The organism is Streptomyces sp. NPDC047072, from assembly GCF_040643855.1.
In the GTDB taxonomy this organism is placed as follows: Bacteria; Actinomycetota; Actinomycetes; order Streptomycetales; family Streptomycetaceae; genus Streptomyces.
Genome location: NZ_JBEYVC010000001.1, coordinates 140,554 through 163,395, shown reverse-complemented (window position 1 = coordinate 163,395; position 22,842 = coordinate 140,554). Strand labels below are relative to the sequence as shown.

Sequence of the window (22,842 nt, the reverse complement as noted above, 5' to 3'; positions counted from 1 at the left end):
ACCTCTGATGATTCGCTCCCTGCGCTGGAAGGGTGCCGCGTTCACGGTGCCCTTCCAGCTCGGCTTCGTCTTCCTGTACCTGCTCCCGATCGGGTACGCCGTCTACCAGTCGCTGTACCGCTCGCAGTCCTCCGGGCTCGGGCTGGGCGGCAGCACGGACAGGTTCTCCGGGCTGGACAACTACCAACAGGGCCTGACCGACTCGGCGTTCATGGGATCCGTCCTGCGGGTGGTGCTCTTCGCCTGTGTGCAGATCCCGGTGATGCTCCTGATCAGCCTGGTCCTCGCCCTCCTCCTGGACGCGGTGTCCTCGAAGATGGCCGGGCGGTTCCGGATCCTGCTGCTGGTGCCGTACATGATCCCCGGTGTGGTCGCCGCGATCGTGTGGCTGAACGTCTACAGCCCGGACGTCGGCCCGCTGACCCCGCTCGGCGAGGTGTTCGGCTTCTCCTGGAACTTCTTCGCTCCGTCGATGGTGTGGCCGTCCATCGGCAACCTGCTGACCTGGCACGGCATCGGCTACAACATGGTGATCATCTACTCGGCGCTCCAGGGCGTGCCCCGTGAGCTGTTCGAGGCCGCGCGCCTGGACGGCGCCTCGGAGCGGCGGATCGCCCTGAGCATCAAGATCCCGTTCGTGCGGGGCGCGTTGGTGCTGACCGGGATGCTCTCCATCATCCAGATGCTCCAGCTCTTCAACGAGCCGGCGCTGTTCCGGAACGTCACCCCGCAGACCATCGACGACAGCTTCACCCCCATCATGATCATCTACAACCAGGCCTTCAACGCGGGCAACTACCACTACGCCGCGACCCTGTCGGTCCTGCTCGCCCTCATCCTCGGCGTGGCCTCCTTCCTGTTCTACCGGCTCACCTCGAAGGAGACCGACTGATGACGCTCACCGAAGAACGCGCGAAGAACTCGCACATCAGGCGGCTGACCAAGCCGGACCCGGCCGCCCGTTCCCGCGGCGGTCAGCGCTTCCTCCTGGTCGGCCTGGCCCTGGCGAGCGTCTACAGCCTCTTCCCGGTGTGGTGGCTGATCGTCGCCGCCACCAAGGACCGCACGAGCCTGTACCAGACCAACGGCATGTGGTTCGCCGACTGGCACCTGTGGTCCAACCTGCACCAGGTGTTCACCTACGAGAACGGCATCTTCCTGCGCTGGACGGCCAACTCGTTCCTGTACGCGGGTGTCGGCTCCCTCGGTGGCACGCTGCTCGCGCTCGCCACGGGCTACGGCCTCGCGCGCTTCGACTTCCCGGGCCGCGGGCTGGTGTTCGCGTGCGTGGTCGGTTCGTTCCTGATCCCGATCGCACTGCTGACGCTGCCGCTGTACCTGCTGTTCTCGGAGATCGGTCTGGTCGACACGCCCTGGGCGATGCTGATCCCCTGTCTGATCAACCCGTTCAGCGTGTACCTCGCCAAGGTCTACACCGAGGCGACCATCCCCTACGAGCTTCTGGAGGCCGCCCGCCTCGACGGCGCCGGCGAGCTGCGCATCTTCTTCAGCATCGTGCTGCGGATGATGACGACCGGCGGCGCGACGGTGTTCCTGCTCGCCTTCGTCAACACCTGGAACGCCTTCTTTCTCCCGCTGACCGTGCTGCGCGGCGAGGAGAACTGGACCCTCAACATCGGCCTGTACAACTGGTCCGGCAAACGCGCGGAGTCCGGCATCGACCTCACCAGCCTGGTCCTCACCGGCGCCCTGCTCTCGATCATCCCGATGGCGATCATGATGGTCGCGATGCGCCGCTACTGGCGCAGCGGAGTCACCCTGGGAGCCCTCAAGTGACCCTGTTGCACAACCCGGTGATCCGCGGCTTCGCCCCCGACCCGTCGATGGTCCGGGTCGGCGACTGGTACTACGTGGCGACCAGCTCCTTCGAGTGGTTCCCGACGATCCCTCTGCACCGCTCGCGTGACCTTGCCCACTGGGAGTACGCGGGCCATGTGGAGGGCGCTGTCCCGGGCAACTCCCTTGCGGGCGTGCCCGATTCGGGCGGCATCTGGGCACCCTCGCTGAGCTGGGACGGCGAACGCTTCTGGGTCGTCTACTCGATCGTCCGCTCGGTGGGCACGCCGTACTTCGACACGAACACCTATGTGTGTACGGCCACGGAAGTCGGCGGCAAGTGGACGGCACCGCGCCGGGTGGCGAGCCACGGCTTCGACCCCGCGCTCTTCCACGAGGACGGGCGGCTGTGGCTGCTCAACCTCCAGAACGACCACCGCCCCGGCGGCAACCGGTTCGCGGGCATCGTCCTGACCGAACTGGACCGCGAGTCGCTGGCACCGGTCGGCGACACCCGCCTGCTGCTCCAGCACGAACGGCTCATCGAGGGACCGAAGTTGCTGCGGCACGACGGCTGGTACCACCTGGTGCTGGCGGAGGGCGGCACGGGTTTCGAGCACGGCGTACGGGTGGCGCGAAGCCGTACTCTGGCCGGCCCGTACGAACTCGACGCGCAGCCGCTGCTGACGTCCCGGGACGACCCGTCGCTGCCGCTGCAGAAGGCCGGTCACGCGGAACTGGTCCAAACCCCGGACGGCGACTGGGTGTTGAGCCACCTCACGGCTCGGCCGGTGGCCACTCCGGAGGGCCCGCGCTGCACGCTCGGGCGGGAGACGGCGATCCAGGCGGTGACGTGGGACGCGGAGGGCCGGCCGAGGATGCGCCACGGGGGTGTGCATCCGGCGGTCGAGGTGGACGTAGCGACGCGGGAGTGGCCGGAGGAGCGTCCGGTGGGGCAACCCGCCGTAGCCGAAGGGGCGTTGGGCTGGCCGTGGAGCACACTGCGGGCCGCCCCCGACGCGTCCTGGGCGGACCCGGCAGCCCGGCCGGGCTGGATCCGGCTGCGCGGGCGGCACGGACCCGAGTCGCGTTGGGCGCACAGTCTTCTCGCCCAGCGGATCACCGAGCACCGGGCGGAGGCCGAAGTCACCGTCGAGGCACGGCCGGTGACGTTCACTCAGGCAGCGGGCCTGGTGCTCTGGTACAACACCGAGGCCTATCTCTCGCTCGACCTGACCTGGGCGGAGCGCGAGGGCGAGGGGCAGCACGGCCAGCAGTGGCGGGACGGCGGACGGACCGTGATCCGGCTGACGGAACGCGACGAGTCGAGCACCAGGACCGTGGCGACGGCCGACATCGAGGCCGCGGAACCCGTGACGTTGGGCGTGACGGTCGACGGCCCCACCGCTCGGTTCTGGCACATCCACGACGGGACTCGCACGCCCGTCGGTGAGCCGCTGGACTTCAGCCGGCTCTCCGACGACCACGGATCGAAGCTGCGGTTCACGGGAGCGATGGCCGGCATCCACGCCGTGGATCTCGTGGACGCGGCCTTCACGGCCGATTTCAGGGGGTTCCGGCTGAGCTGCGGGTGACCGTCGCCGTGTTCGAAGTTTCGAAAACGCAAGGGCCATAACGACCTGCGAAGCCTGACCTCTTCCCCACCTCGGCGGGCGAACCTAGGGTAGGAAGCGCTTACTGTTTCGCGCTGACCGTTTCGCGCTGGTCGAAACTTTCATGGCCCTCGGGCGGGCCGGAGAGGTGGTCCCCCATGGTCCGCACGGGGAGTGTCCGCACGGGGAACGGGGGCGTGGCCGCCGGCCCGACCCTGGCCGTCGTGGCCCGGGAGGCGGGTGTGTCCGTGCCGACCGCCTCCAAGGTGGTCAACGGGCGCGAGGACGTGGCCCCCGAGACCCGCCGCCGGGTCACCGAGGCGCTGGACCGGCTCGGCTACGTCCGCCGGCCGAGGTTCGACGCGGCGAAGGCGTCCGGCCTGGTCGACCTGGTCGTGCACTCGCTGGACAGCTCCTGGTCGGGGGCGGTGCTGCACGGGGTGGAGGCGGCGGCCCACGACGCGGGACTGGAGGTCGTGGTCTCGGCCGGCCTGAACCGCACCCGGGCGGGCCGCCCGGAGCGCGGCTGGCTGGACAAGTTGACCGCGCGCGGCTCGTCCGGGGTGCTGTTCAACCTGGCCGAGCTGACGTCGTCGCAGTACGGCTGGCTGGACCAGCACCGCATCCCGTACGTCCTGATCGACCCGGTCCTGGAGCCGCCGCCGGGCGTGGTCTCGGTGGGCGCGGCGAACTGGCAGGGCGGGGTGACGGCCACCGAGCATCTGCTGGGCCTCGGGCACGAGCGCATCGCGGTGGTGGCGGGTCATCAGCGCAAGATGTGCAGCAGTGCGAGGGTGGCGGGCTACCGCTCCGCGCTGGTCGCGGCAGGGGTACGGCAGCGTCCCGAGTACCTCCGCCAGGCAGGCTTCGACGAGGGCCTGGCACGGCTGCGGATGCTGGAACTCCTCGACCTGCCCGAGCCGCCGACGGCGGTCTTCGTCTGCTCGGACCACATGGCGCTCGGGGTCTACGAGGCCCTGGCCGAACGGGGGTTGAAGGTGCCGGACGACATCAGCGTCGTGGGCTTCGACGACCTGCCGGAGGCCCGCTGGGCGGCCCCGGCCCTCACGACGGTCCGCCAGCCCCTGTCGGAGATGGCGGCGACGGCCCTCCGCCTCCTGGTACGGATGATGGACGGCGACCGCCCGGAGAGCACGCGGACGGAGTTGTCCACGCGGTTGGTGGAGCGGGCGAGCACGGGGGCGCCGCGCGGCTGAGGGGCGGCCGGGGAACTATTCCTCCGTGACCGGACCGATGGCTACGGGGAATTCGTCCGCCATGGCCCGTCGCTCCGGGTTCCCGGTGAAGCTCTGGGACGGCTCGGCCCCAGAAGCCTCCTACAGCACGCCCTTGTTACGGGCCCCTGAGTGACTGTTTCGCTCACATTCGCTCAACTGCGGAGGAAGGGAACTGGTCGTCGCGGACCGGCGTCGAACGTTGCGGCGGGGAGGGGGCCTCAGGTCCGGGCAAGTGGGGCGTGGTGGCCAGTACTTGGGGGACGAAGAACCATGACGCGCTGGCGGCCGCTGCCGGATTCGCTGCCGAGGGAGGCCCGGGCTCTCGTCGAGCAGCTGCGCCGCCTCAAGGACCGCACCGGCCTGAGCCTCGCCGAACTCGCCCGGCGCACCGCGTACAGCAAGTCGTCGTGGCAGCGGTATCTCAGCGGGGCCAAGCAGCCGCCGCGGGGCGCGGTGCAGGCGCTGTGCCGGGTGGCCGGTGCGGACCAGGCCCGGCTGCTGGCGCTGTGGGACCTGGCCGACCCGGTCTGGCCGCACGGCCCCCTGGTGCCGCCCGCCGTGCCGCCCGGCGAGGTCGCGGTCGTGGCGGGGCCGCCGGCCCTGGAGTACCGCCGGTGGCGCACCGCGGCGCTGGTCTCGTTCGCCGTGATCGTGCTGCTGGTGGCAGGGCTGGTGTGGGCACTGCCGACAGGGAGCGGCTGACCGGTACGACCACGCGCCGCCGGGCACCGTCAGGGGAGCGGCTGACCGTTACGACGACCCGCCCCCGGCACCCGTCAGGAGAGCGGCTGACCGGCACGACCACCCGCCGCCCGGCACCCGTCAGGAGAGCGGCTGACCCTACGGCCCTCCGCTCCCCCCGTGTCGATCAGCCCAGTTGGTCGTAGTACGCGATCCGCCAGGACCCCGTGCCCTTGAGCTTCACCCGGTACTTGCCGCTGACCCGCTTGAAGGTGACGTCGCGGACGTCACCGTCGTACAGGACGATGCCGCCCGAGTACGGTCCGGTGAGCCACTGTTGGGCGAACTCCCAGCTCTGGTCGGTGACCACGCCGTCGTTCTCGGTGAGGTGGTAGTGGTCCTGCCACCACTGCGTGGCCGACTCGGTCTCCGGGCCGAAGGAGCCGTCGATCTGGCTCTTGGAGAAGTTGTGCCAGTCCCCGTCGTCGTCCTGCCACTTGGCGCCGTCCGCGTACAGGATCGTCTCCCACAGCGCGGTCGCGTTGGACTCGGCGTAGTTGTCGACGCCGAGGTTCTCCTCGTCGCCCCAGTCGTCGTTGACGCCGCCGTTGCCGTCGACGCCGTGGTAGGAGGCCGCGGTCGCCGTGGGCGCCAGGGCGATGCCGGTGGCCCCGGCGCCCAGCAGCACGGCCGTCACCATCGCGACGGCCCGCTTGCGCATGGTCATGAGGTTGTCCTTTCCGAACCGCCGCCACCCGTGGTACCCCCGTCGGTTCCCCTCTGGGACGGCTCGTCTCGCTTGCCCGACCAAGGTTTCCGGCCGCGCGCCGCCGGGGCGAGGCCTGCCGGCGGACGTGGACCGGCGGGGGACGGTCCAGCCGTGTGGCGAGGGCCGTCCCGTCGGCGGCGGGTCGGGAGCGGGGACGGTCCGGGACCTCCCGGACCGGTCCGGGACCTGCTGGGACGCAACGGGACGCGGTTCAGGCCGGGTTGGCCGCCGACCGGGCCGCCCAGGTGATCCCGCCGCGCAGATGGGCGCGGAAGTCCGGGTCGTCGTACGCCTCGGCGGCGTGTCCGAGCGCGGTGTAGAAGACCCGCCCCTCCCCCTGCTCCCGGCACCACACCAGCGGGTGGTCGGCCCCCATCCCACCGCCCTCGTACGACGACTCATCCGCCGCCGCCAACACCCGTACCGTCGCACGGGGGTTGGAGCGAAAGTCGTACCACTCGTCGGTGAACTCCCATACGGCGGGCAGGTGTCGGGTCGCCGGATGAGTCCGGTCCTCGACGAGCACCTTGCCGGGCTGGTACTCGGGGTGCCGGTCGAAGCGGGCACCGAGGAGTTCGCCGTAGTACGGCCACGCGTACTCGGTACAGGCGGCCGCGTGCACCCCGACGAAACCCCCGCCCGACTCGACGTACTCCTTCAGCCGTCGACGTCCGGCGGGGGTCAGCACCTCGCCGCTGGTCGAGAGGAAGACGACCGCCGCGTACCCGTCGAGGGGCTGTTCGAGGGCGCCCGGATCCTCGGTCGCGTCGACGTCGAAGTCACCGAGGGCGCGCACGGCGGCGATCCCGGCCGGGATGGAGTCGTGGCGGTAGGCGGTGGTGCGGGTGTGGAGGAGGAGTCGGGCAGTCATGCGGCTGAGCCTAGAAGGCGGCAAGGAATGCTCGCGCGTGACCGAGGGCATCCGGGAAGACGCTCGTTCCGTGGGCAACGAGGGCGCCTTCGTGCAGCAGCATGAGGATGCGGCCCAATGCGTCGGCCCGTTCCCCGACGGCACGAGTCCTGACGACGACCGTCGCGCGCCCACCCCGGACCCGGCCGGATTCCGCCGCCTGGTCGCCGACCTGGACACCCAACGCCTCTCCTCTGAGGGCCCGGTACGCCTCGTCTCCCTCATGAACTGCCCATACAGACCAGTGATTACGACTGCCGCTCGCCTCCCTCTTGTTGCACACTGACAGCGGTAACTGCCGTACGCACGGGGGAGTTCGGGCATGTCGGTCTTGAACGTTCGGTTGCGTCTGCTGGAGGACGACGGGACGGATATACGTCCGGGCGATGTCGCCGCCCTCCGGCGGCAGTTGACGGCCCATCCGGACCTGCGTGGCCATGTGGGCTCCGTACCGTCCGCCCTCGCCGAGGGCGAGATGAGCGGCGGCGGCATCGAGCTGCTGCTGGTCGGGCTCGGCAGCGGCGGCGCCCTGACCGCACTCGTCACGACCCTGCCCGCGCTGCTCCAGGCACGCCGGTCCGCGGCATCCGTGGAGATCACCCTGGCTGACGGCCGCAGCGCCAAGGTCACCGCCGATTCGGCCGAGGACGCCCGGCTGCTGCTGGAGCAGGCCATGCGCGAGCACGTGAATCCGCCACGGCCATGAGCCCGAGACTGCCGGACCCTCGGCGGTCGCGCGCGGTCCTCGTCGGCACCTCGGCGTACGACAGCCAGGACCTGAAGCCGCTGCTCGCGGTCCGCAACAACCTGGAGGTCCTGCACGAGCTGCTCACGTCGGACGACGGCGGTTTCCTGCCCGGCAGATGCGCGGTCGTGCAGGACTCCTCCGACCCCCGGGGCGTGTGCCGGCAGATCCGCGAGGCGGCCCACGACGCCCCGGACACCCTGCTCGTCTACTTCTCCGGGCACGGCATCCTCAACCACGACTACACCGAGCTGCACCTGGCCCTGACCGGGACCGACCAGAGCGATCTGCGCTGGACGTCAGTGCCGTTCCAGGCGATCCGGGAGATCTTCGAGACGGCCGCCTGCCGCAACAAGATCCTCATCCTGGACTGCTGCCAGAGCGGCTGGGTCATGGACGCCATGATGAGCGCCTCGGACGGCACCCCGGTGCCGCTCGGCATCCGCGGCACCCATCTGCTCACCTCGTCCTCCGCCGACCTCAAGTCCTACGCGCCGCCGGAGGACCGCTACACCGCGTTCACCGGCGAGCTGATCCAACTGCTGCGCGATGGCGTGCCCGGCGGCCCCGAACTCCTCACCCTCAGCGCCCTGTTCGAGCCTCTAGCCACGGCCCTGGAGCACCGCCGTATGCCACGCCCGCAGCAACAGGCGTCCAACGACCACGCGTCGCTGGCGCTGGTGCGGAACGCGGCGGAAGGGAGATCCGCGCGGATCTCGATGGTGAAGGAGGTGAAGGAGCTGGTTCCGGAGACGCGGCTGACCTACGACACCTGGTACCGGCGAACACGATGGTGGGGCGCGGGGCTCCCGGCCATGGGCGGCGCGGCCTGGGTGTACGTCCGCTTCGGACCCCGCGGGGACGAGCAACTGGACCCCTCCAAGACCAACGGCGCCATCGCGATCGCGGCCTGCGTCGCAGCGATCCTGGTGCTGATGTGGCTGAGCCGGACCCGCCCGGAGAACTACTCTCTCGTCATCGCGTCGGAGGGCATCGAGGTCCGCTACGGCAGGGAACACTTCTACTACCCGTGGCACCGGGTCGGCCGGGTGTGGGTGGCCGCCAGTCCCGGAAGCCGGCTGCGCGGCAACCAGTACACGCTGATGCTGCGGCCGAAGCCCGGCGTCCTGATAAAGACGGGAAACCGCGGCACTCCAGGCCCGCGGCGGGACCCCGAGACCGGTGCCCTGCGCTTCGCGGACCTGCGGCATCTCGACACTCCGCCGGTCGTCGTGGAGAAGGCCCTCGCACGAAACGCAGGCTCGGCGTGGACCCCGAGCGGCGGGCAGCTCGCCCTTCCCGAACCGGACCAGGACCCGGTCGAGGTGTTCGGCACCGACCGGCGCCTTTTCGCCGCCGTGGCGGCCGCCGCTGCCGCGGTCGCCTACCTCTCCTTCCCAACCGTCCTCTTCACCCGGCCCAGTACCTTCGGCTACCGGATCGGCCCCCTGCTGATCTGCGCCGCCGCATGCGCCGTGCTGTGGTTCTGCGGGTCCCGGGTCCTGCGCCCGGTCCGGCTGGAGATCAGCGCGGCGGGGGTCTCCCTCACCCGGTTCGACCTGGAGATCGCCTACGCGTGGTCCGAGATCGAGCGGATCGGTGTCGTTGACTGGCCCCCCGGCGTGAACAGCCTGGGACTGCTGGCGCTAAGCCCCACGCCTCGCGCCGGGCTGGAACCGCTCGACCGCACGGCGTTCTATCTGCCCAAACTCGCCCTCGGCTGCCTCACCCTTTGCTCCCTCACCGAGGTGACCCGGGAGCCGCAGCGGCTCGACGAGGCACTACGACGCTACGGCGGCAAAGGACAGGTCACGGAAGCCGAGCACGCCTGGCTACGTTCCACCCCTGCCCGGGCGGCACGAGCAAGGCGTGCCGCGTCGATGAGGGACGGTACGAAGTTCACCGGCCTGCGCACACAAGGCACCGCAGTGGCGCTCGAAGCGGCTCTCTTCGCACCGACCCTCTCGGTATCGATGGCGTCGAACGACCTCGGCCCCCTGCCAGACCTGCTGGTCACCGTCGACGCCTTGCTCCTCAGCCAGTTGCCCGTCTTCGGCCTCCTGGCCTATTTCCTCACCGGCCACCACCGCATGACCCTGCACATCGGCACCTCGGGCCTGACTCTCGTCGTGCACGCGCTGCGGATCCACACCCTGCGAGTGCCGTGGGGCGACATCGAGAGCATCGGCATCATGGTGCGCCAGCACCCCTCGGTCCGCCATTCGCTGGTCATGTGGCTGCGGCCCGGCGCTCGCCCGCCCCGCTCGCTGTGGTGGCGGTTTCCGCAGGAGTACGGCGGCCTACGGGTCGTCGCCATCGAAGTCAGCCGTCTCGCCACCACGCCGCTTGAGCTGGACCGAGCCGTCGCTCGCCACGCGGGCCACCGTCACTCCCGTATGACCCGCCTGCCCCGTCGCCCCACGGACAAGACCCCGGCACCCGACTGAGGAGCCGCCGTGTCCGATTCCTTCAAGACCGGCCGCCCGGCCGCTGCCTACGGTGGCCCCATGACTCCACGATTCGATGCCATCGGGATGGTCGTCTCCGACATGGCCGCCTCCGTCGCCTTCTACCGTCGGCTCGGGTTCGGGTTCGGCGCGGGGGTTGAGCGGGAGCCGCATGTCGAGGCCGAACTGCCAGGTGGGTTGCGGTTGTTGCTGGACACCGAGGAGACCGTCCGGTCGTTCCATGCGGGCTGGCGGGCGCCGGTCGGGGGCGGGCGCTTGTCGCTCGCTCTGCGGTGTGGCTCGGCGGAGGAGGTCGACGCGGTGTACGAGGACCTGGTGGGGGCCGGCTACCACGGTGAGCTCAAGCCGTGGGACGCCTTCTGGGGGCAGCGGTACGCCGTCGTGCACGATCCGGACGGCAACGGGGTCGACCTGTTCGCACCTCTAGCGCAATAGCGCACCCAGGGCCATGCCCGTGAACTCCCGTACCTCGCGCGCCAGATGGGCCTGGTCCGCGTATCCGGCGAGGGCCGCGGTCTCCGCGAACGACACGCCCTCCCCCGCCAGCGCGAGCGCGCGTCGCATGCGCAGGATGCGGGCCAGGGTCTTCGGTCCGTAGCCGAAGGCGGTGAGGGATCGTCGGTGCAACTGGCGGGCGCCGAGGCCGAGTTCGTCGGCCACCGCCCCGACGGGCCGGCCCCTCCGCAGGGCACCGACAAGTGCGGTCAACAGCACGTCCGGAGGGTCCGCGCGCTCCGCCGCGATCTCTTCGAGCACGGTGACGGGGTCGGAGCCCTGGGTCACCCGCCCTTCCAGCCGCCGCACCTCCCCCGCCGGCCAGAGCTCGGTCAACTCCACCCGGCGGTCGCGCAGTTCATGCGCGGGGACGCCGAGGAGGGCGGGCATGGCACCGGGACGGAAACGCAGGCCGGACCAGACACTCGGATCGCCCTGGGTGACGTAAGCCTTGGTGTCGGGCCCGGCGACCAGCAGCCGCCCCTCGTTCCAGAGCAGGTCCATGCACCCGTCGGGCAGCACCCGCCCGGGCCCGCCGGCGGACGGCGTGTTCGTCCAGACGACGGCCCCCGGCAGCAGCGAGGACGCCCTTTCGCTGTACACGGAGCCAGCCTACGAGGCGACCCGGCCCCGGTGCTCCTGCGGACTCACCCCGTACACCCTCTTGAAGGCGTTGGACAGGGCGAACGCGCTCCCGTACCCCACCTGCCGGGCGATCGCCTCCAGCGTCGCGTCGCTGCCCCGCAGCCGGTCCGCGGCGATCGCCAGCCGCCACCCGGTCAGATACGTCATCACCGGCTCCCCCACCAGCTCCGTGAAGCGACGCGCGAGCGCCGCCCGCGACACGCCCGCCTTCGCCGCGAGGGACGCGACCGTCCACGGGTACGCGGCGTCGTCCTGCATCAGCCGCAGCACCCGTCCCACGACGGGGTCCGCGAGCGCCGCGTACCAGGCCGGCGGCCGCGCCTCGGGGCGGGAGAACCAGGCCCGCAGCGCGGCGATGACCAGTAGGTCGAGGAGGCGGTCGAGGACGACCTCCTGACCCGGTTCGTCGCGCACGATCTCCTCCATGAGGAGCGGGGTGAGCGGGCACTCCCACACGTCGGTGGTCAGCGACAGCAGCGGCGGCAGGGCGTCGAGCAGCCGGTTGCTGATCTCGCCCGCCATCAGGTACGTCCCGATGAGCACCACCGTGGAGCCGTCGAGCCGGTCGCCCCAGGTGCGCACACCGAGGTCCATGGAGCCGTTGAGGGCGCGGCCGTCGGGGTAGCGGCACTCCGCGCCGGGCAGGATCAGCGCCTGCGGCTCGGTGGCGGGGTCGTCGGCGCAGGTGTAGGGGTCGGGGCCGCGTGCGATGGCGAGGTCGCCGGGCCGCAGCCGGATCCGCTCCCCCGTGTCCGGGACGACCCAGGCGTCACCGCGGACCAGCAGCATCACGGTCAGGGGGGCGCGGTCCTCGACGCGCACCGCCCACGGCGGCTCGAAACACGCACGGATCATGAAGGCGCCACGCGCCCGCGGTCCTTCCAGCAGGCCTGCCAGAGCGTCCATACGGCCAGCGTAGACGCGTACGCATGGGAATGAGCGGTTCAGCGATGGGCCCTTGCCCGGCGCGGGAGTTGACTCGTTCGCATGACGGAGAACAAGCGGAACACGACGGTGGTGGTGACCGGCGCCTCGGGCCGTACGGGCAGCCGGGTGGCACGCTCGGCCGAGGCGGCGGGCCTCACGGTACGACCCGCCTCACGGACCCGGGGTTTCGACTGGCAGGACCCCTCGACCTGGCCCCAAGTGCTCCAGGGCGCGGACGCGGCGTACCTCGTCTTCCCCTCGGACATCGGCGCACCCGGCGCCGCCGAGGCGATCGGCGCACTGGCACGCGAGGCGGTACGTCTCGGCGTACGACGCCTGGTGCTGCTGTCCGCGCGGGGGCAGGACCGGGCACGGGACGCGGAGGAGGCGCTGCGGGCGTCGGGGGCGGACTGGACGATCGTACGGGCCGCGTGGTTCGCCCAGAACTTCAGCGAGGGCCCCCTGGTGGAGGAGCTGCGCCTGAGCGGGGAGCTGGTGTTCCCGGCGGGCGAGGTGCGTGAACCGTTCGTGGACGTACGGGACATCGGGGACGTGGTGGCAACGACCCTGACGGAAGGCGACCGCTACGTCGGCGAGACGGTGACGGTCTCGGGCCCCCGTCTGCTGACCTTCGGAGAGGCGGTCGCGGAGATCGGAAGGGCCGCGGGGAGGGAGTTGGCGTATCGGTCGGTGTCCGCCCGCGAATACGGGCAGCGCCTTGCGGAGTTCGGGGTCCCGGAGGAGGAAGCAGACGCGCTGGTGGAGGCGTTCGAGCAACTACTGGACGGCCGCAACGCGTACCTGTCGGACGGCGTGCAACAGGTACTCGGGCGCGAGCCGGGGGACTTCACAACCTTCGCGAGGGAAGCAGCAACTGCCGGATCCTGGAAGCGGTAACCCACTCAGGGGCGCGGGGCTGTATCGATTTGCGGCTCCGCCGCGCGGGCGCGACAAGCCCCCACCGGCCCGCACCCGACAACGCACCCCCTCAGGACCCTTCCGGCTTCTGCGGGGGATGCGTCGTCTTCGCGTGTGTCCGCAACCGAGACGTCACATCCTCCGGCGGCAAGAACCGCGACCACCGCTCCGGAAACTCCGAGGGCATGTCGGGATCCTCCGGATCCACCGGCTCCCGATGCGCCGCAGCCCGAGCCACATACTCGGCCACCTGCGCCTCCCGCAACCGCTCGTTCGCCGCCCGCGCCGCCGCCGTGGCCGCAGCCGGCCACACCCGGTCGATCGCGGCGTTGACGGCGGCCCCCACGAGCACCGCGAACGCCGACACCCCGATCCACAACAACACGGCGACGGCTGCCGCGAGCGACCCGTAGATCGTCGCCCCCTCGATCGTGCTCTGGAGATAGATCCGCAGCAGGAAGCTCCCGAGCACCCACATGGCCAACGCCACGAGCGCCCCCGGCACATCCTCGATCCACGGCGACCGCACCGGAACGGACACGTGGTACAGCGTGGTCAGAAAGGCCACGGACAACACGATCACCACAGGCCAGTACAGAACCTGAACCACCGTCGCCGACCACGGCACGATCCGCACCACCGCGTCCGGCCCGGCCACCATGAGCGGCAGCGCGATGGACCCGATCAGCAGCGCGGCGATGAACAGCGCGAACGCGACCAGCCGGGTCTTGACGATCCCCCGGACACCGTCGAGGCCGTACATCACCGTGATCGTGTCGATGAAGACGTTCACCGCGCGCGACCCGGACCACAGGGCGAACAGGAAGCCGACGGAGATGACGTCGGGGCGGCCGCCCTTCATGACGTCGTCGAGGATCGGCTGCGCGATCTCACGGACCCCCTTGTCGGACAGCACCGTGCGCGCCGCGTCCAGGAGGTTGGCCTCCAGACTGCTGATGCTGTCGGTGCCGGTCCAGTCGTCGACGTAGCCGAGCAGGCCGATGAGGCTGAGCAGCAGCGGCGGCACGGACAGCAGCGAGAAGAACGCGGCCTCCGCGGCGAGGCCCAGGATGCGGTACTCGATGCACGAGTTGACGGTGTCCTTGAGCAGCAGCCAGGCGGTCCTGCGCTTGGAGACGTTCCGGTAGAGGGCACGGGCCCGGTGGAGGCGACCGGAGGGCCGCTCGGAGGATTCGCTTGCTGACTGCACGACCTAAAGGTATCCGCCGTGGGAGCGTGCACTCATCCCCGGTGCCATGACCTCCGGGGGCGCCCGGTTCCGTCACGGCGCGGAAAACGACGGGCAACTTCGCGGAAATCGTCAAGCCAATCGAACTCGTTTTCTGTCATGACCTCGCTGGCCGAATGACGGACCCGGACAAAGCGGAATGTGCGGCGACATGTACACCGCCCATAAAGTGAGTACCCCGGTGACACCCCGCGCGGAAATGAAAATGCCACGCTTCACATGGCCGGAAGAGCAGCCACAACCCGCCATTGAGCGAAACGGGCTTGACCCGTTCGCAAGCCGGTCGAAACAATTCGGATTGCCTTCCACGGGCACTTGACCAGGCCCGATACCCGATTCCCTTTCCGCTCATTCTCCTCACATTCCCCTTCCGGCACACCGGAACCACGGGGGTTCCCTCTCATGATTCTCCGCCGTGTATTGAACGGCGCGCGCCCTTTCGCCGTATCCCTCCCTGGAGAATTCACATGCCAGTTCCACCCCTGCCCAGGCCTGATGTGTCACGCATCGTGGGAGTCGACGTGGCGCGGGGGCTCGCGCTGCTCGGAATGTTCTCCGTGCATGTGTTCGGCGCTTTCGACGCGGCCGGATCCGTCACCCCGGCCTGGATGTTCGCGGGCGGCCGGTCCGCGGCCACCTTCGCCGTGACCGCCGGAATCGGACTGGCGTTCACGACCGGCGGCCGACGGCCCGTGACCGGCCGCGCCTCCGCCGCCGCGGTGGCCGCCCGCGCGGGAGTCATCGCCCTGATCGGGCTGCTGCTCGGGTACGCCTCCCGGGCGGCCGACCTCGACGTGGACGTCATCCTGGCGTTCTACGCCCTGCTGTTCCTGTGCGCGATCCCGCTGCTGGGTCTCGGCCCGAGGCTCCTGGCCGGCCTCGCCCTGGTCCTCGCGGTGGCCGCCCCCGTCGTGCTGTACGCGGTGCGCGGCGCGTTCCCGGAGCCCGCCTTCGACGGCGACCCGACCCTCACGGACCTGGTCACCGACCCGGTCGGCCTGCTCTCCGACCTGCTGGTGCACGGCGACTACCCGGTGCTCGCCTGGACCACGTACCTCTGCGCCGGACTCGCCGTCGGCCGGCTGGACCTGACGAACCGCCGGGTCGCTGCCGGGCTCTTCGCGGGCGGACTGACGGTGCTCAGCGGGACCTGGCTGGTCTCGTCGCTGGCGCTCTTCCGGTACGGCGGTTTCGACCACCTCTGGCACGCGGAGTTCGCGGGATCCAGCCGGAGCGAGGCCCTGTGGGACACCCCGGACGGCGAGACCTGGTGGGCGCTTCTCTCCCGGGCCCCGCACTCGACCACGCCGTTCGACATGCTGCTCACCCTCGGCGCGGCGACGGCGATCCTCGGCGGCTCCCTGCTGCTGACCCGGTCGCGGGCCCTCACATGGGCGCTCTCCCCCCTCGCGGCGGCGGGCAGCATGCCGCTCACCCTGTACAGCGCGCACGTCCTGCTGCTCGCCACCGGCGCACTCTCCGGTTCCCCCGACCTCCTGTACGCCCTGATGGCGTCCGGCGCCCTGCTGTACGCCGTGGTGTGGCGGCACACCGTGGGACGCGGCCCGCTCGAAACGATTGTCGCGGTCTCGGCACGGAAGGCTCGCGTCGCCGCAACACCGCAACCGCCGGAGGAACCGGACCACCCGCCCGTGCGACTTGGCAAGCAGACCGAATAGCGCATAAGCGAAGCAATCAGCACCAAGGAGATCAAGTGGTGGGAAATCCCGGTGAGATCACGACAGCCGCCCCGGTGAACGGCACCGCACTCGTCCTCGCCGAGGTGCTGGCGGGCGTGGTGAAGACGGACGAAGTCCCCCTGGACAGCCACTTCTTCGACGATCTCGGGGCCAACTCCCTGGTCATGGCGCAGTTCTGCGCCCGGGTCAGGAAGCGGGACGACCTGCCGTCGGTGTCGATGCGGGACGTCTACGGCCATCCGACGATCCGGGGTCTCGCGGCGGCCCTGGCCGAGACCCCGGCGGGACCGACCGTCCAGGCCGCGCCGCCCGAGCCCCCGCCACCGCCGGGGAGCACCGCGCGCTATGTCCTGTGCGGGGTCCTGCAGTTGCTGTTCTTCGCCGCGTACTGCTCCGGTGTCGGCCTCGCGCTGGCCGCGGGCTACCGCTGGGTCTCCGCCGCCGACGGCGCGCTCACCGTCTACGCCCGCTCCCTGGTCTTCGGCGGCGCCCTGTTCGCCGCGGCGTGCGTCCTGCCGGTGGCGGCGAAGTGGCTGCTGATCGGCCGGTGGCGGCGGACCGAGTTCCCGGTGTGGGGTCTGGTGTACGTCCGCTTCTGGCTGGTCAAGTCGCTGCTGCACGCCAACCCGATGATCCTGTTCGCGGGCAACCCGCTCTACGTCCTCTATCTGCGCGCCCTCGGCGCTCGCATAGGCCCCGGCGTCACGGTCCTGTCCCGCTCGGTCCCGGTCTGCACCGACCTGCTGACGATCGGCTCCGGGACGGTGATCCGCAAGGAGGCCCTGTTCCTGGGCTACCGGGCGCACGCCGGCCGTATCCGCACCGGCCCGGTCACCCTGGGCCGGGACGTCTTCGTCGGCGAGAAGACCGTGCTCGACATCGGCGTCTCGATGGGCAACGGCAGCCAGCTGGGCCACGCCTCCGCCCTGCACGAGGGCATGGCGGTCCCCGCCGGTGAGCGCTGGCACGGCTCCCCGCCCCGGCGCACGGACGTCGACCACATCCGCGTCCCCGCGGCCCGCTGCTCGACCCCGCGCCGCTTCGGCTACGGCCTCGCCGCCCTGCTCCAGATGCTGCTCGTCTACGTCCCGCTCGCGGTCGGCGGCAGCTACCTGCTGATGGACCTTGTGCCGGCGCTGGACCCGCTGCTCGCCCCGAACGCGAAGGAGCTGAGTTCGGGCGCCTTCTACGCCCAGGCCCTGGTCCTGTCCCTGGCCCTCTACGCGGCTTCCCTGGTCGTCGGCCTCGTCACGGTGACCGTGCTGCCACGGCTGCTGAACCTGGTACTGGTCCCGGACCGGGTCTACCCGCTCTACGGCTTCCACTACTCGGTGCAGCGTGCGATCGCCCGCATGACCAACCTCAAGTTCTTCAAGTGGCTGTGCGGGGACAGCTCGTACATCGTCCCCTACCTGCGGACCATCGGGTACGACCTCTCGAAGGTCGAGCAGACCGGCTCCAACTTCGGCACCGAGGTCGCGCACGAGACGCCGTACCTGGCCTCCGTCGGCAGCGGCACGATGGTCGCCGACGGACTGTCCATTCTCAACGCCGAGTTCTCGGCCACGTCGTTCCGCGTCTCGCGCGTCTCGATCGGGCCGCACAACTTCCTCGGCAACCACATCGCCTACCCGGTCGGCGGCCGCACCGGCGACAACTGCCTGCTCGCGACCAAGGTGATGGTCCCGCTCGACGGCGAACTGCGCGAGGGCGTCGGCCTGTTGGGCTCGCCGCCGTTCGAGATCCCGCGCACGGTGGAGCGCGACACCCGCTTCGACCACCTGCGCGAGGGCGCGGAGTTCACCCGCCGCCTCGCCGCCAAGAACCGCTTCAACGCCCGCTCGATGGCCCTGTTCCTCTTCCTGAGGTGGCTGAACTGGTTCGGCCTGACCGCCCTCGGCTTCCTGGCCCTCGATCTCTACGGCGGCCAGGGCGCCCTCGGCGGGCTGCTGATCGGCGGCTACCTGGCGGGCGGCCTGGTCCTGACCGTGGCGTACTGGACCCTGGTGGAGCGACTGATCACCCGGTTCCGGCCGCTGGAGCCGCGGTTGTGCTCCATCTACGAGCCGTACTTCTGGTGGCACGAGCGGCTGTGGAAGGTGCCCGACAACCACCTCATGGTGTTCAACGGCACGCCGTTCAAGAACCTCGCCTGGCGGCTGATGGGCGTACGGATCGGCCGCCGGGTCTTCGACGACGGCGTCTCCATCACCGAGCGGACGCTGACCGCCATCGGCGACGACTGCACGCTCGGCGCGCACACCAAGGTGCAGGCCCACTCGCAGGAGGACGGCACCTTCAAGTCCGACCACATCGTCATCGGCGCGGGCTGCACCCTCGGGGCGGGCGCGCTGGTCCACTACGGCGTCTCGATGGGCGACGGCGCCGTGCTCCGCGCGGACTCCTTCCTGATGAAGGGCGAGGAGATGCCGCCGGGGGCGCACTGGGGCGGGAATCCGGCGGTCGCGCCGCGCCGCGCCTGAACGCAGCACCACACAGGGGGAGATCAACCATGGAAACCTTTCCGCGCTGGACGCTCGAGCCGATACCGGGTGTCGCGGAGTACGAACTGCCGCTGCCCGACGGGGTACCGGCCGACCATGCCGCACTGGCCGCGGCGCACGCCCGGGTCCTGGCCGACCTGACGGGCGAGACCGGCAACTTCACAGACTCCGGCGACCAACTCGGCGATCTGCGCGTCCTCGTCACCGGCCGCACCCTGCGGCTGCGCTACCGCACCGACGTCCTGGACGCCGGGGCCGCCGCCCGCATCGCCGGCTACCACCTGGCCGCGCTCACCGACCCCGACCGCCCGAGCCTGCTCTCCGAGGCCGAACTCCGGTTCCAGCTGGAGGAGTTGGCGGGTCCGCACCGCGAACTCCCGGACCGCCGGGTGCACGAGCTGTTCGAGGAGCGCGTCGAGAAGCACCCGGACGCCCCGGCCGCCGCGCACGACGACAGCACCTGGACCTACGCCGAACTCAACTCCCGTGCCAACCGGATCGCGAGGGCTCTGCTGGCCCGGGGCCTTCAGCGCGAGGACGTCGTCGCCGTCGTCATGGAGCGCGACCTCGACTGGATGGCGGCCGTGCTCGCCGTCCTCAAGGCGGGCGGAGTGTATCTGCCGGTCGAGCCGCACTTCCCGGCCGAGCGGGTGGCCCGGACCCTAACTCGCGCGGGCTGCGACCTGGTCGTCACCGAGCAGGGCAGCACCGCCTCGCTGGCGGGGACGACGGCGACCACGCTGTTCGTCGACACCGCATACGACGAAGGCCATGCGGACGACGATCTCGGGATCACCGTCGAGGCCGGTCAACTCGCCTACATCTACTTCACCTCCGGCTCCACCGGAGAGCCCAAAGGTGCGATGTGCGAGCACGCCGGTTTCCTCAACCACGTGCTCGCCAAGCTCGACGACCTGGGCGTCGGCGAAGGGGACGTGGTCGCGCAGACCGCGCCCCAGTGCTTCGACATCTCCCTGTGGCAGTTGCTGGCCGCCGTGCTCGTCGGCGGGCGGACGGTGATCATCGGTCAGGAGACCATCCTGGACGTGCCCCGATTCGTGGACACGGTCGTCCGGCGGCGGGTGAACGTGCTCCAGATCGTGCCGTCGTATCTGGAGGCCGTCCTCGCCGAGTTGGCGCAGCGGCCACGCGAACTGGCCGACCTGCGCTGTGTGTCGGTGACCGGCGAGGCGGTCAAGCGGGAGCTGGTGGAGCGCTGGTTCGCCGCCGCCCCCGCGATCCGGCTCGTCAACGCCTATGGTCTGACGGAGACTTCGGACGACACCAACCACGAGGTCATGGACCGGGCCCCGGACGGGGACCGGGTGCCGCTCGGCCGGCCGGTCGCCAACGTACGGGTCTACGTCGTCGACGAGGACCTGAACCCCGTACCGCTCGGGGCGCCCGGCGAGATCGTCTTCTCCGGGGTGTGCGTGGGGCGCGGGTACGTCAACGACCCGGAGCGCACCGCGGCCGCCTTCCTGGCGGACCCGTACCGGCCCGGCGAGCGGCTCTACCGCAGTGGTGACGTGGGGCGCTGGCGGCCCGACGGCAAGCTGGAGTTCCTCGGCCGCCGGGACACCCAGATCAAGATCCGCGGGTTCCGGGTGGAGATCGGCGAGATCGAGAACGCGCTGCTGCGGGTGGCCGGGGTGCGGGACGCGTCCGTCGTGGTCGTGCGGGGCGCCCAGCTGGCGGCGTTCTGCGCGGGGCCCGTGCCGGTGGCGGCAGAGGTCGTACAGGAGCGGCTGGCGGGTTCGCTGCCGTGGTACATGGTGCCCGCGGTCGTGCACTGGCGGGAGCGGCTGCCGCTGACCGCCAACGGCAAGACCGACCGCAAGGCGCTCACGGCGCTCGCCGAGTCGCTGGACGGCGGCAGCGCGGTCGACGGCGCCGGGGACGGGCCCGTGTCGGCCGCCGAGGTGCGGCTCGCGGACGCCTGGGCCGAGGTGCTCGGGATGCCCGTGGAGCGGATCGGCCGCCGGGACCACTTCTTCGACCGCGGCGGCAGCTCGCTGTCCGCCGTGCGTCTCGCGATCGCCCTGGACCGGGCGATCACCCTCAAGGACGTCGTCCGCCACCCGGTCCTCGCGGACCTGGCGGACCTGCTCGACCGGCGCCACTGAAAGGAGAACCGCTATGTCGTTCTCGACTCCGAAGTCCTCGGCGATGCTGCCGCCCCTCGAACTGGCCCCGGACCGGCCCGCGTTGCTGCGCGCCGAACCCGCGGGCGACCCGGTGGGCTGGGCCGCCGCACACCGTGACGCGCTGCGCGCCGTCGTCCTGGAGCACGGCGCGGTGCTGGTCCGCGGCCTGGGGCTCGGCGACTCCACCACGACCGAGGCGGTCTTCCGGCACCTGACCGGTGACCGTCTGATGTCCGACCGCGAGCCGTTCGCACCCCGCCGCCGCTACGCGCACGGCGTGTACTCGTCCACCAAGTGGCCGCCCAACCAGCAGATGTGCATGCACCACGAGCTCAGCTACGGCCTGGAGTTCCCCGGCCTGATGCTGTTCGCGTGCCTGGTGGCACCCGAGTCCGGGGGCGCGACCGCGCTCGCCGACGCGCCGACCGTGCTGCGGGCGCTGCCCGACGAACTGGTCGGGCGGTTCGAGCGGGAGGGCTGGCTGCTGACCCGCTCCTACAACGAGGAGATCGGCGCCTCCGTCGCGGAGGCGTTCGGCACCGACGACCGCCGGGCCGTCGAACGCTACTGCCGGGACCACCGCATCGAGTTCACCTGGCAGGACGACGGCTCCCTGCGGACCCGCCAGCACCGCGCCGCCGTGCTGCGGCACCCGGTCAGCGGGACGCGCTGCTGGTTCAACCAGATCGGCTTCCTCAGCGAGTGGACCATGGAGCCGGAGGTCCGCGAGTACCTGGTGGAGATGTACGGCGCCGACGGGCTGCCCTTCAACACCCGTTACGGGGGCGGTGATCCGATCGGCGAGGACGTCGTACGGACGCTCAACGAGGTGTACGAGGCGCACACCGTGCGCGAGCCCTGGCGGGACGGCGACCTGCTGCTCGTCGACAACATCCGTACCGCACACAGCCGCGAGCCGTTCGACGGCCCGCGCGAGGTGCTCGCCGCGCTCGGGTATCCGGTGCGGCTGGACGACATCGAGGTGAGCCGCGCATGACGACCATCCCTTCCTTCGCCCTGGTCACCGGCGCCCAGGTCCAGGAGATCCTGACCGGCCGGGAGCCCGAGATCGGCGAACTGGTCGAGCAGGTCTACCGGTTGCACGGCGCGGGCGACTCGGTGAACCCGCCGTCGTACTTCCTGCGTTTCCCGGACCGCCCCAGCGCGCGGATCATCGCGCTGCCGGCGTCGCTCGGCGGACCGCTCAGGGTGGACGGCATCAAGTGGGTCTCCAGCTTCCCGGAGAACACGGCGTCCGGCCTGCCCCGCGCCTCGGCGGTGCTGATCCTGAACGACCCGGCGACCGGCTATCCGTATGCCTGCCTGGAGAGTTCGGTGATCAGCGCCACCCGTACGGCGTCCTCGGCGGCGCTCGCGGCCGACCGACTGAGCTGTACGCGGACCCGGCCGACGCGGGTCGGGTTCGTCGGCACCGGACTGATCGCCCGCTACATCCACACCCATCTCACCGGTACCGGCTGGGAGTTCGAGGAGACGGGCGTCTTCGACCTGTCCCCCGACAGCGCGGCCGGGTTCCGCGGCTACCTCGAACGCACGGGCGCCCAGGGGCGGTTGACCGTGCACCACGATCTGGAGGCCCTGGTCCGCTCCTCGGACCTGCTGGTCTTCGCCACGGTCGCCGGGAAACCGCACGTCCACGACGTGTCCTGGTTCGACCACCACCCGCTGGTCCTGCACGTGTCGCTGCGCGATCTGGCCCCCGAGATCCTGCTGGCGTCCGCCAACGTCGTCGACGACGTCGACCACTGCCTGAAGGCCGAGACCTCGCCGCACCTGGCCGAACAGCTCACCGGCGGGCGGGACTTCATCGACGGCACGCTCGACGACGTGCTCACCGGACGGGTGACCGTCCCGAAGGACCGGACGGTGGTCTTCTCCCCGTTCGGCCTCGGCGTGCTCGACCTCGCTGTCGGCCGCCACGTCCACGACGAACTCGCCCGGCGGGGCGAACTGCACGTCGTCGACGGGTTCTTCCACGAGTTGCGCCGGTACGGCTGAGCGGTTCGTGGCCATGA

General features: G+C 70.8%; 19 protein-coding genes and 1 pseudogene. 14 read left to right on the top strand and 6 right to left on the bottom strand.

The window, feature by feature from the left end; all coding sequences use genetic code 11:
- Window positions 1–7 precede the first annotated feature (7 nt).
- The 5 genes from ABZ896_RS00705 to ABZ896_RS00685 all read left to right on the top strand — a co-directional run bounded on the left by ABZ896_RS00705 (window position 8) and on the right by ABZ896_RS00685 (window position 5,350).
- Complete coding sequence (locus tag ABZ896_RS00705) at window positions 8–892, top strand: sugar ABC transporter permease (RefSeq protein WP_360919620.1); 885 nt, start codon at window positions 8–10, stop codon at window positions 890–892.
- Entirely contained in the window at window positions 892–1,797 is a 906-nt protein-coding gene (locus ABZ896_RS00700; RefSeq protein WP_360919617.1) for a carbohydrate ABC transporter permease, read from the top strand. Before ABZ896_RS00705 ends, ABZ896_RS00700 begins: the two co-directional genes overlap by 1 nt.
- Window positions 1,794–3,392, top strand: coding sequence for a family 43 glycosylhydrolase (locus ABZ896_RS00695; RefSeq protein WP_360919614.1), 1,599 nt, complete (start codon window positions 1,794–1,796; stop codon window positions 3,390–3,392). The genes ABZ896_RS00700 and ABZ896_RS00695 overlap by 4 nt, the downstream gene beginning before the upstream one ends.
- Before the next feature lie 176 nt (window positions 3,393–3,568).
- A complete protein-coding gene (locus ABZ896_RS00690) occupies window positions 3,569–4,627 on the top strand; it encodes a substrate-binding domain-containing protein (protein WP_360919611.1) in 1,059 nt (352 codons plus the stop codon).
- A gap of 291 nt (window positions 4,628–4,918) precedes the next feature.
- Complete coding sequence (locus ABZ896_RS00685; protein WP_360919609.1) at window positions 4,919–5,350, top strand: helix-turn-helix transcriptional regulator; 432 nt, start codon at window positions 4,919–4,921, stop codon at window positions 5,348–5,350.
- Between the two features lie 166 nt (window positions 5,351–5,516).
- On the opposite strand, the gene ABZ896_RS00680 is transcribed toward ABZ896_RS00685, so the two are convergent.
- From ABZ896_RS00680 to ABZ896_RS00670, 3 genes and pseudogenes are all read right to left on the bottom strand, one after another.
- Window positions 5,517–6,056, bottom strand: coding sequence for a hypothetical protein (locus ABZ896_RS00680; RefSeq protein WP_360919606.1), 540 nt, complete (start codon window positions 6,054–6,056; stop codon window positions 5,517–5,519).
- A gap of 253 nt (window positions 6,057–6,309) precedes the next feature.
- Window positions 6,310–6,969: a ThuA domain-containing protein gene (locus ABZ896_RS00675; RefSeq protein WP_360919603.1), complete on the bottom strand. Its 660-nt coding sequence runs from the start codon at window positions 6,967–6,969 to the stop codon at window positions 6,310–6,312.
- 10 nt (window positions 6,970–6,979) lie between these two features.
- Window positions 6,980–7,102, bottom strand: a pseudogene (locus ABZ896_RS00670) (TetR family transcriptional regulator); the annotation flags it as partial.
- 228 nt (window positions 7,103–7,330) lie between these two features.
- On the opposite strand from ABZ896_RS00670, the gene ABZ896_RS00665 reads away from it, so the two are divergent.
- Genes ABZ896_RS00665 through ABZ896_RS00655 form a run of 3 tightly spaced genes read left to right on the top strand, consistent with a single transcriptional unit; the run spans window position 7,331 to window position 10,656 of the window.
- Entirely contained in the window at window positions 7,331–7,714 is a 384-nt protein-coding gene (locus ABZ896_RS00665; protein WP_360919600.1) for a hypothetical protein, read from the top strand.
- Window positions 7,711–10,200, top strand: coding sequence for a caspase family protein (locus ABZ896_RS00660; protein WP_360919598.1), 2,490 nt, complete (start codon window positions 7,711–7,713; stop codon window positions 10,198–10,200). The genes ABZ896_RS00665 and ABZ896_RS00660 overlap by 4 nt, the downstream gene beginning before the upstream one ends.
- A 60-nt stretch (window positions 10,201–10,260) precedes the next feature.
- On the top strand, window positions 10,261–10,656 hold the full coding sequence (locus tag ABZ896_RS00655) for a VOC family protein (RefSeq protein WP_360919594.1): 396 nt from the start codon (window positions 10,261–10,263) through the stop codon (window positions 10,654–10,656).
- Here the strand turns inward: ABZ896_RS00655 and ABZ896_RS00650 are convergent.
- Window positions 10,645–11,319 (bottom strand): helix-turn-helix domain-containing protein, encoded by a 675-nt coding sequence (locus tag ABZ896_RS00650; protein ID WP_360919591.1) that lies wholly within the window; start codon window positions 11,317–11,319, stop codon window positions 10,645–10,647. The genes ABZ896_RS00655 and ABZ896_RS00650 overlap by 12 nt on opposite strands.
- A 9-nt stretch (window positions 11,320–11,328) precedes the next feature.
- On the bottom strand, window positions 11,329–12,267 hold the full coding sequence (locus ABZ896_RS00645; protein WP_360919588.1) for an AraC family transcriptional regulator: 939 nt from the start codon (window positions 12,265–12,267) through the stop codon (window positions 11,329–11,331).
- A gap of 81 nt (window positions 12,268–12,348) precedes the next feature.
- Between ABZ896_RS00645 and ABZ896_RS00640 the strand changes: the two genes are divergently transcribed.
- A complete protein-coding gene (locus tag ABZ896_RS00640; protein WP_360919585.1) occupies window positions 12,349–13,185 on the top strand; it encodes an NAD(P)H-binding protein in 837 nt (278 codons plus the stop codon).
- 91 nt (window positions 13,186–13,276) lie between these two features.
- Here ABZ896_RS00640 and ABZ896_RS00635 read toward each other — a convergent pair whose 3' ends face one another.
- Entirely contained in the window at window positions 13,277–14,416 is a 1,140-nt protein-coding gene (locus ABZ896_RS00635) for a YihY/virulence factor BrkB family protein (protein WP_360919583.1), read from the bottom strand.
- A gap of 506 nt (window positions 14,417–14,922) precedes the next feature.
- On the opposite strand from ABZ896_RS00635, the gene ABZ896_RS00630 reads away from it, so the two are divergent.
- From ABZ896_RS00630 to sbnB, 5 genes are read left to right on the top strand one after another with little or no spacing between them, the layout of a single operon-like run.
- Window positions 14,923–16,134: a heparan-alpha-glucosaminide N-acetyltransferase domain-containing protein gene (locus ABZ896_RS00630; protein WP_360919580.1), complete on the top strand. Its 1,212-nt coding sequence runs from the start codon at window positions 14,923–14,925 to the stop codon at window positions 16,132–16,134.
- A gap of 35 nt (window positions 16,135–16,169) precedes the next feature.
- The gene (locus ABZ896_RS00625; protein WP_360919577.1) at window positions 16,170–18,638 is read left to right on the top strand and encodes a Pls/PosA family non-ribosomal peptide synthetase; all 2,469 of its coding nucleotides are present in this window, start codon (window positions 16,170–16,172) and stop codon (window positions 18,636–18,638) included.
- A gap of 29 nt (window positions 18,639–18,667) precedes the next feature.
- Window positions 18,668–20,785 carry a non-ribosomal peptide synthetase gene (locus ABZ896_RS00620; protein WP_360919575.1) on the top strand — a complete coding sequence of 706 codons (2,118 nt, stop codon included), beginning with the start codon at window positions 18,668–18,670 and terminating at the stop codon, window positions 20,783–20,785.
- A gap of 13 nt (window positions 20,786–20,798) precedes the next feature.
- On the top strand, window positions 20,799–21,803 hold the full coding sequence (locus ABZ896_RS00615) for a TauD/TfdA family dioxygenase (protein WP_360919572.1): 1,005 nt from the start codon (window positions 20,799–20,801) through the stop codon (window positions 21,801–21,803).
- Window positions 21,800–22,825: a 2,3-diaminopropionate biosynthesis protein SbnB gene (gene sbnB, locus ABZ896_RS00610; RefSeq protein ID WP_360919569.1), complete on the top strand. Its 1,026-nt coding sequence runs from the start codon at window positions 21,800–21,802 to the stop codon at window positions 22,823–22,825. The genes ABZ896_RS00615 and sbnB overlap by 4 nt, the downstream gene beginning before the upstream one ends.
- Window positions 22,826–22,842: the final 17 nt, after the last annotated feature.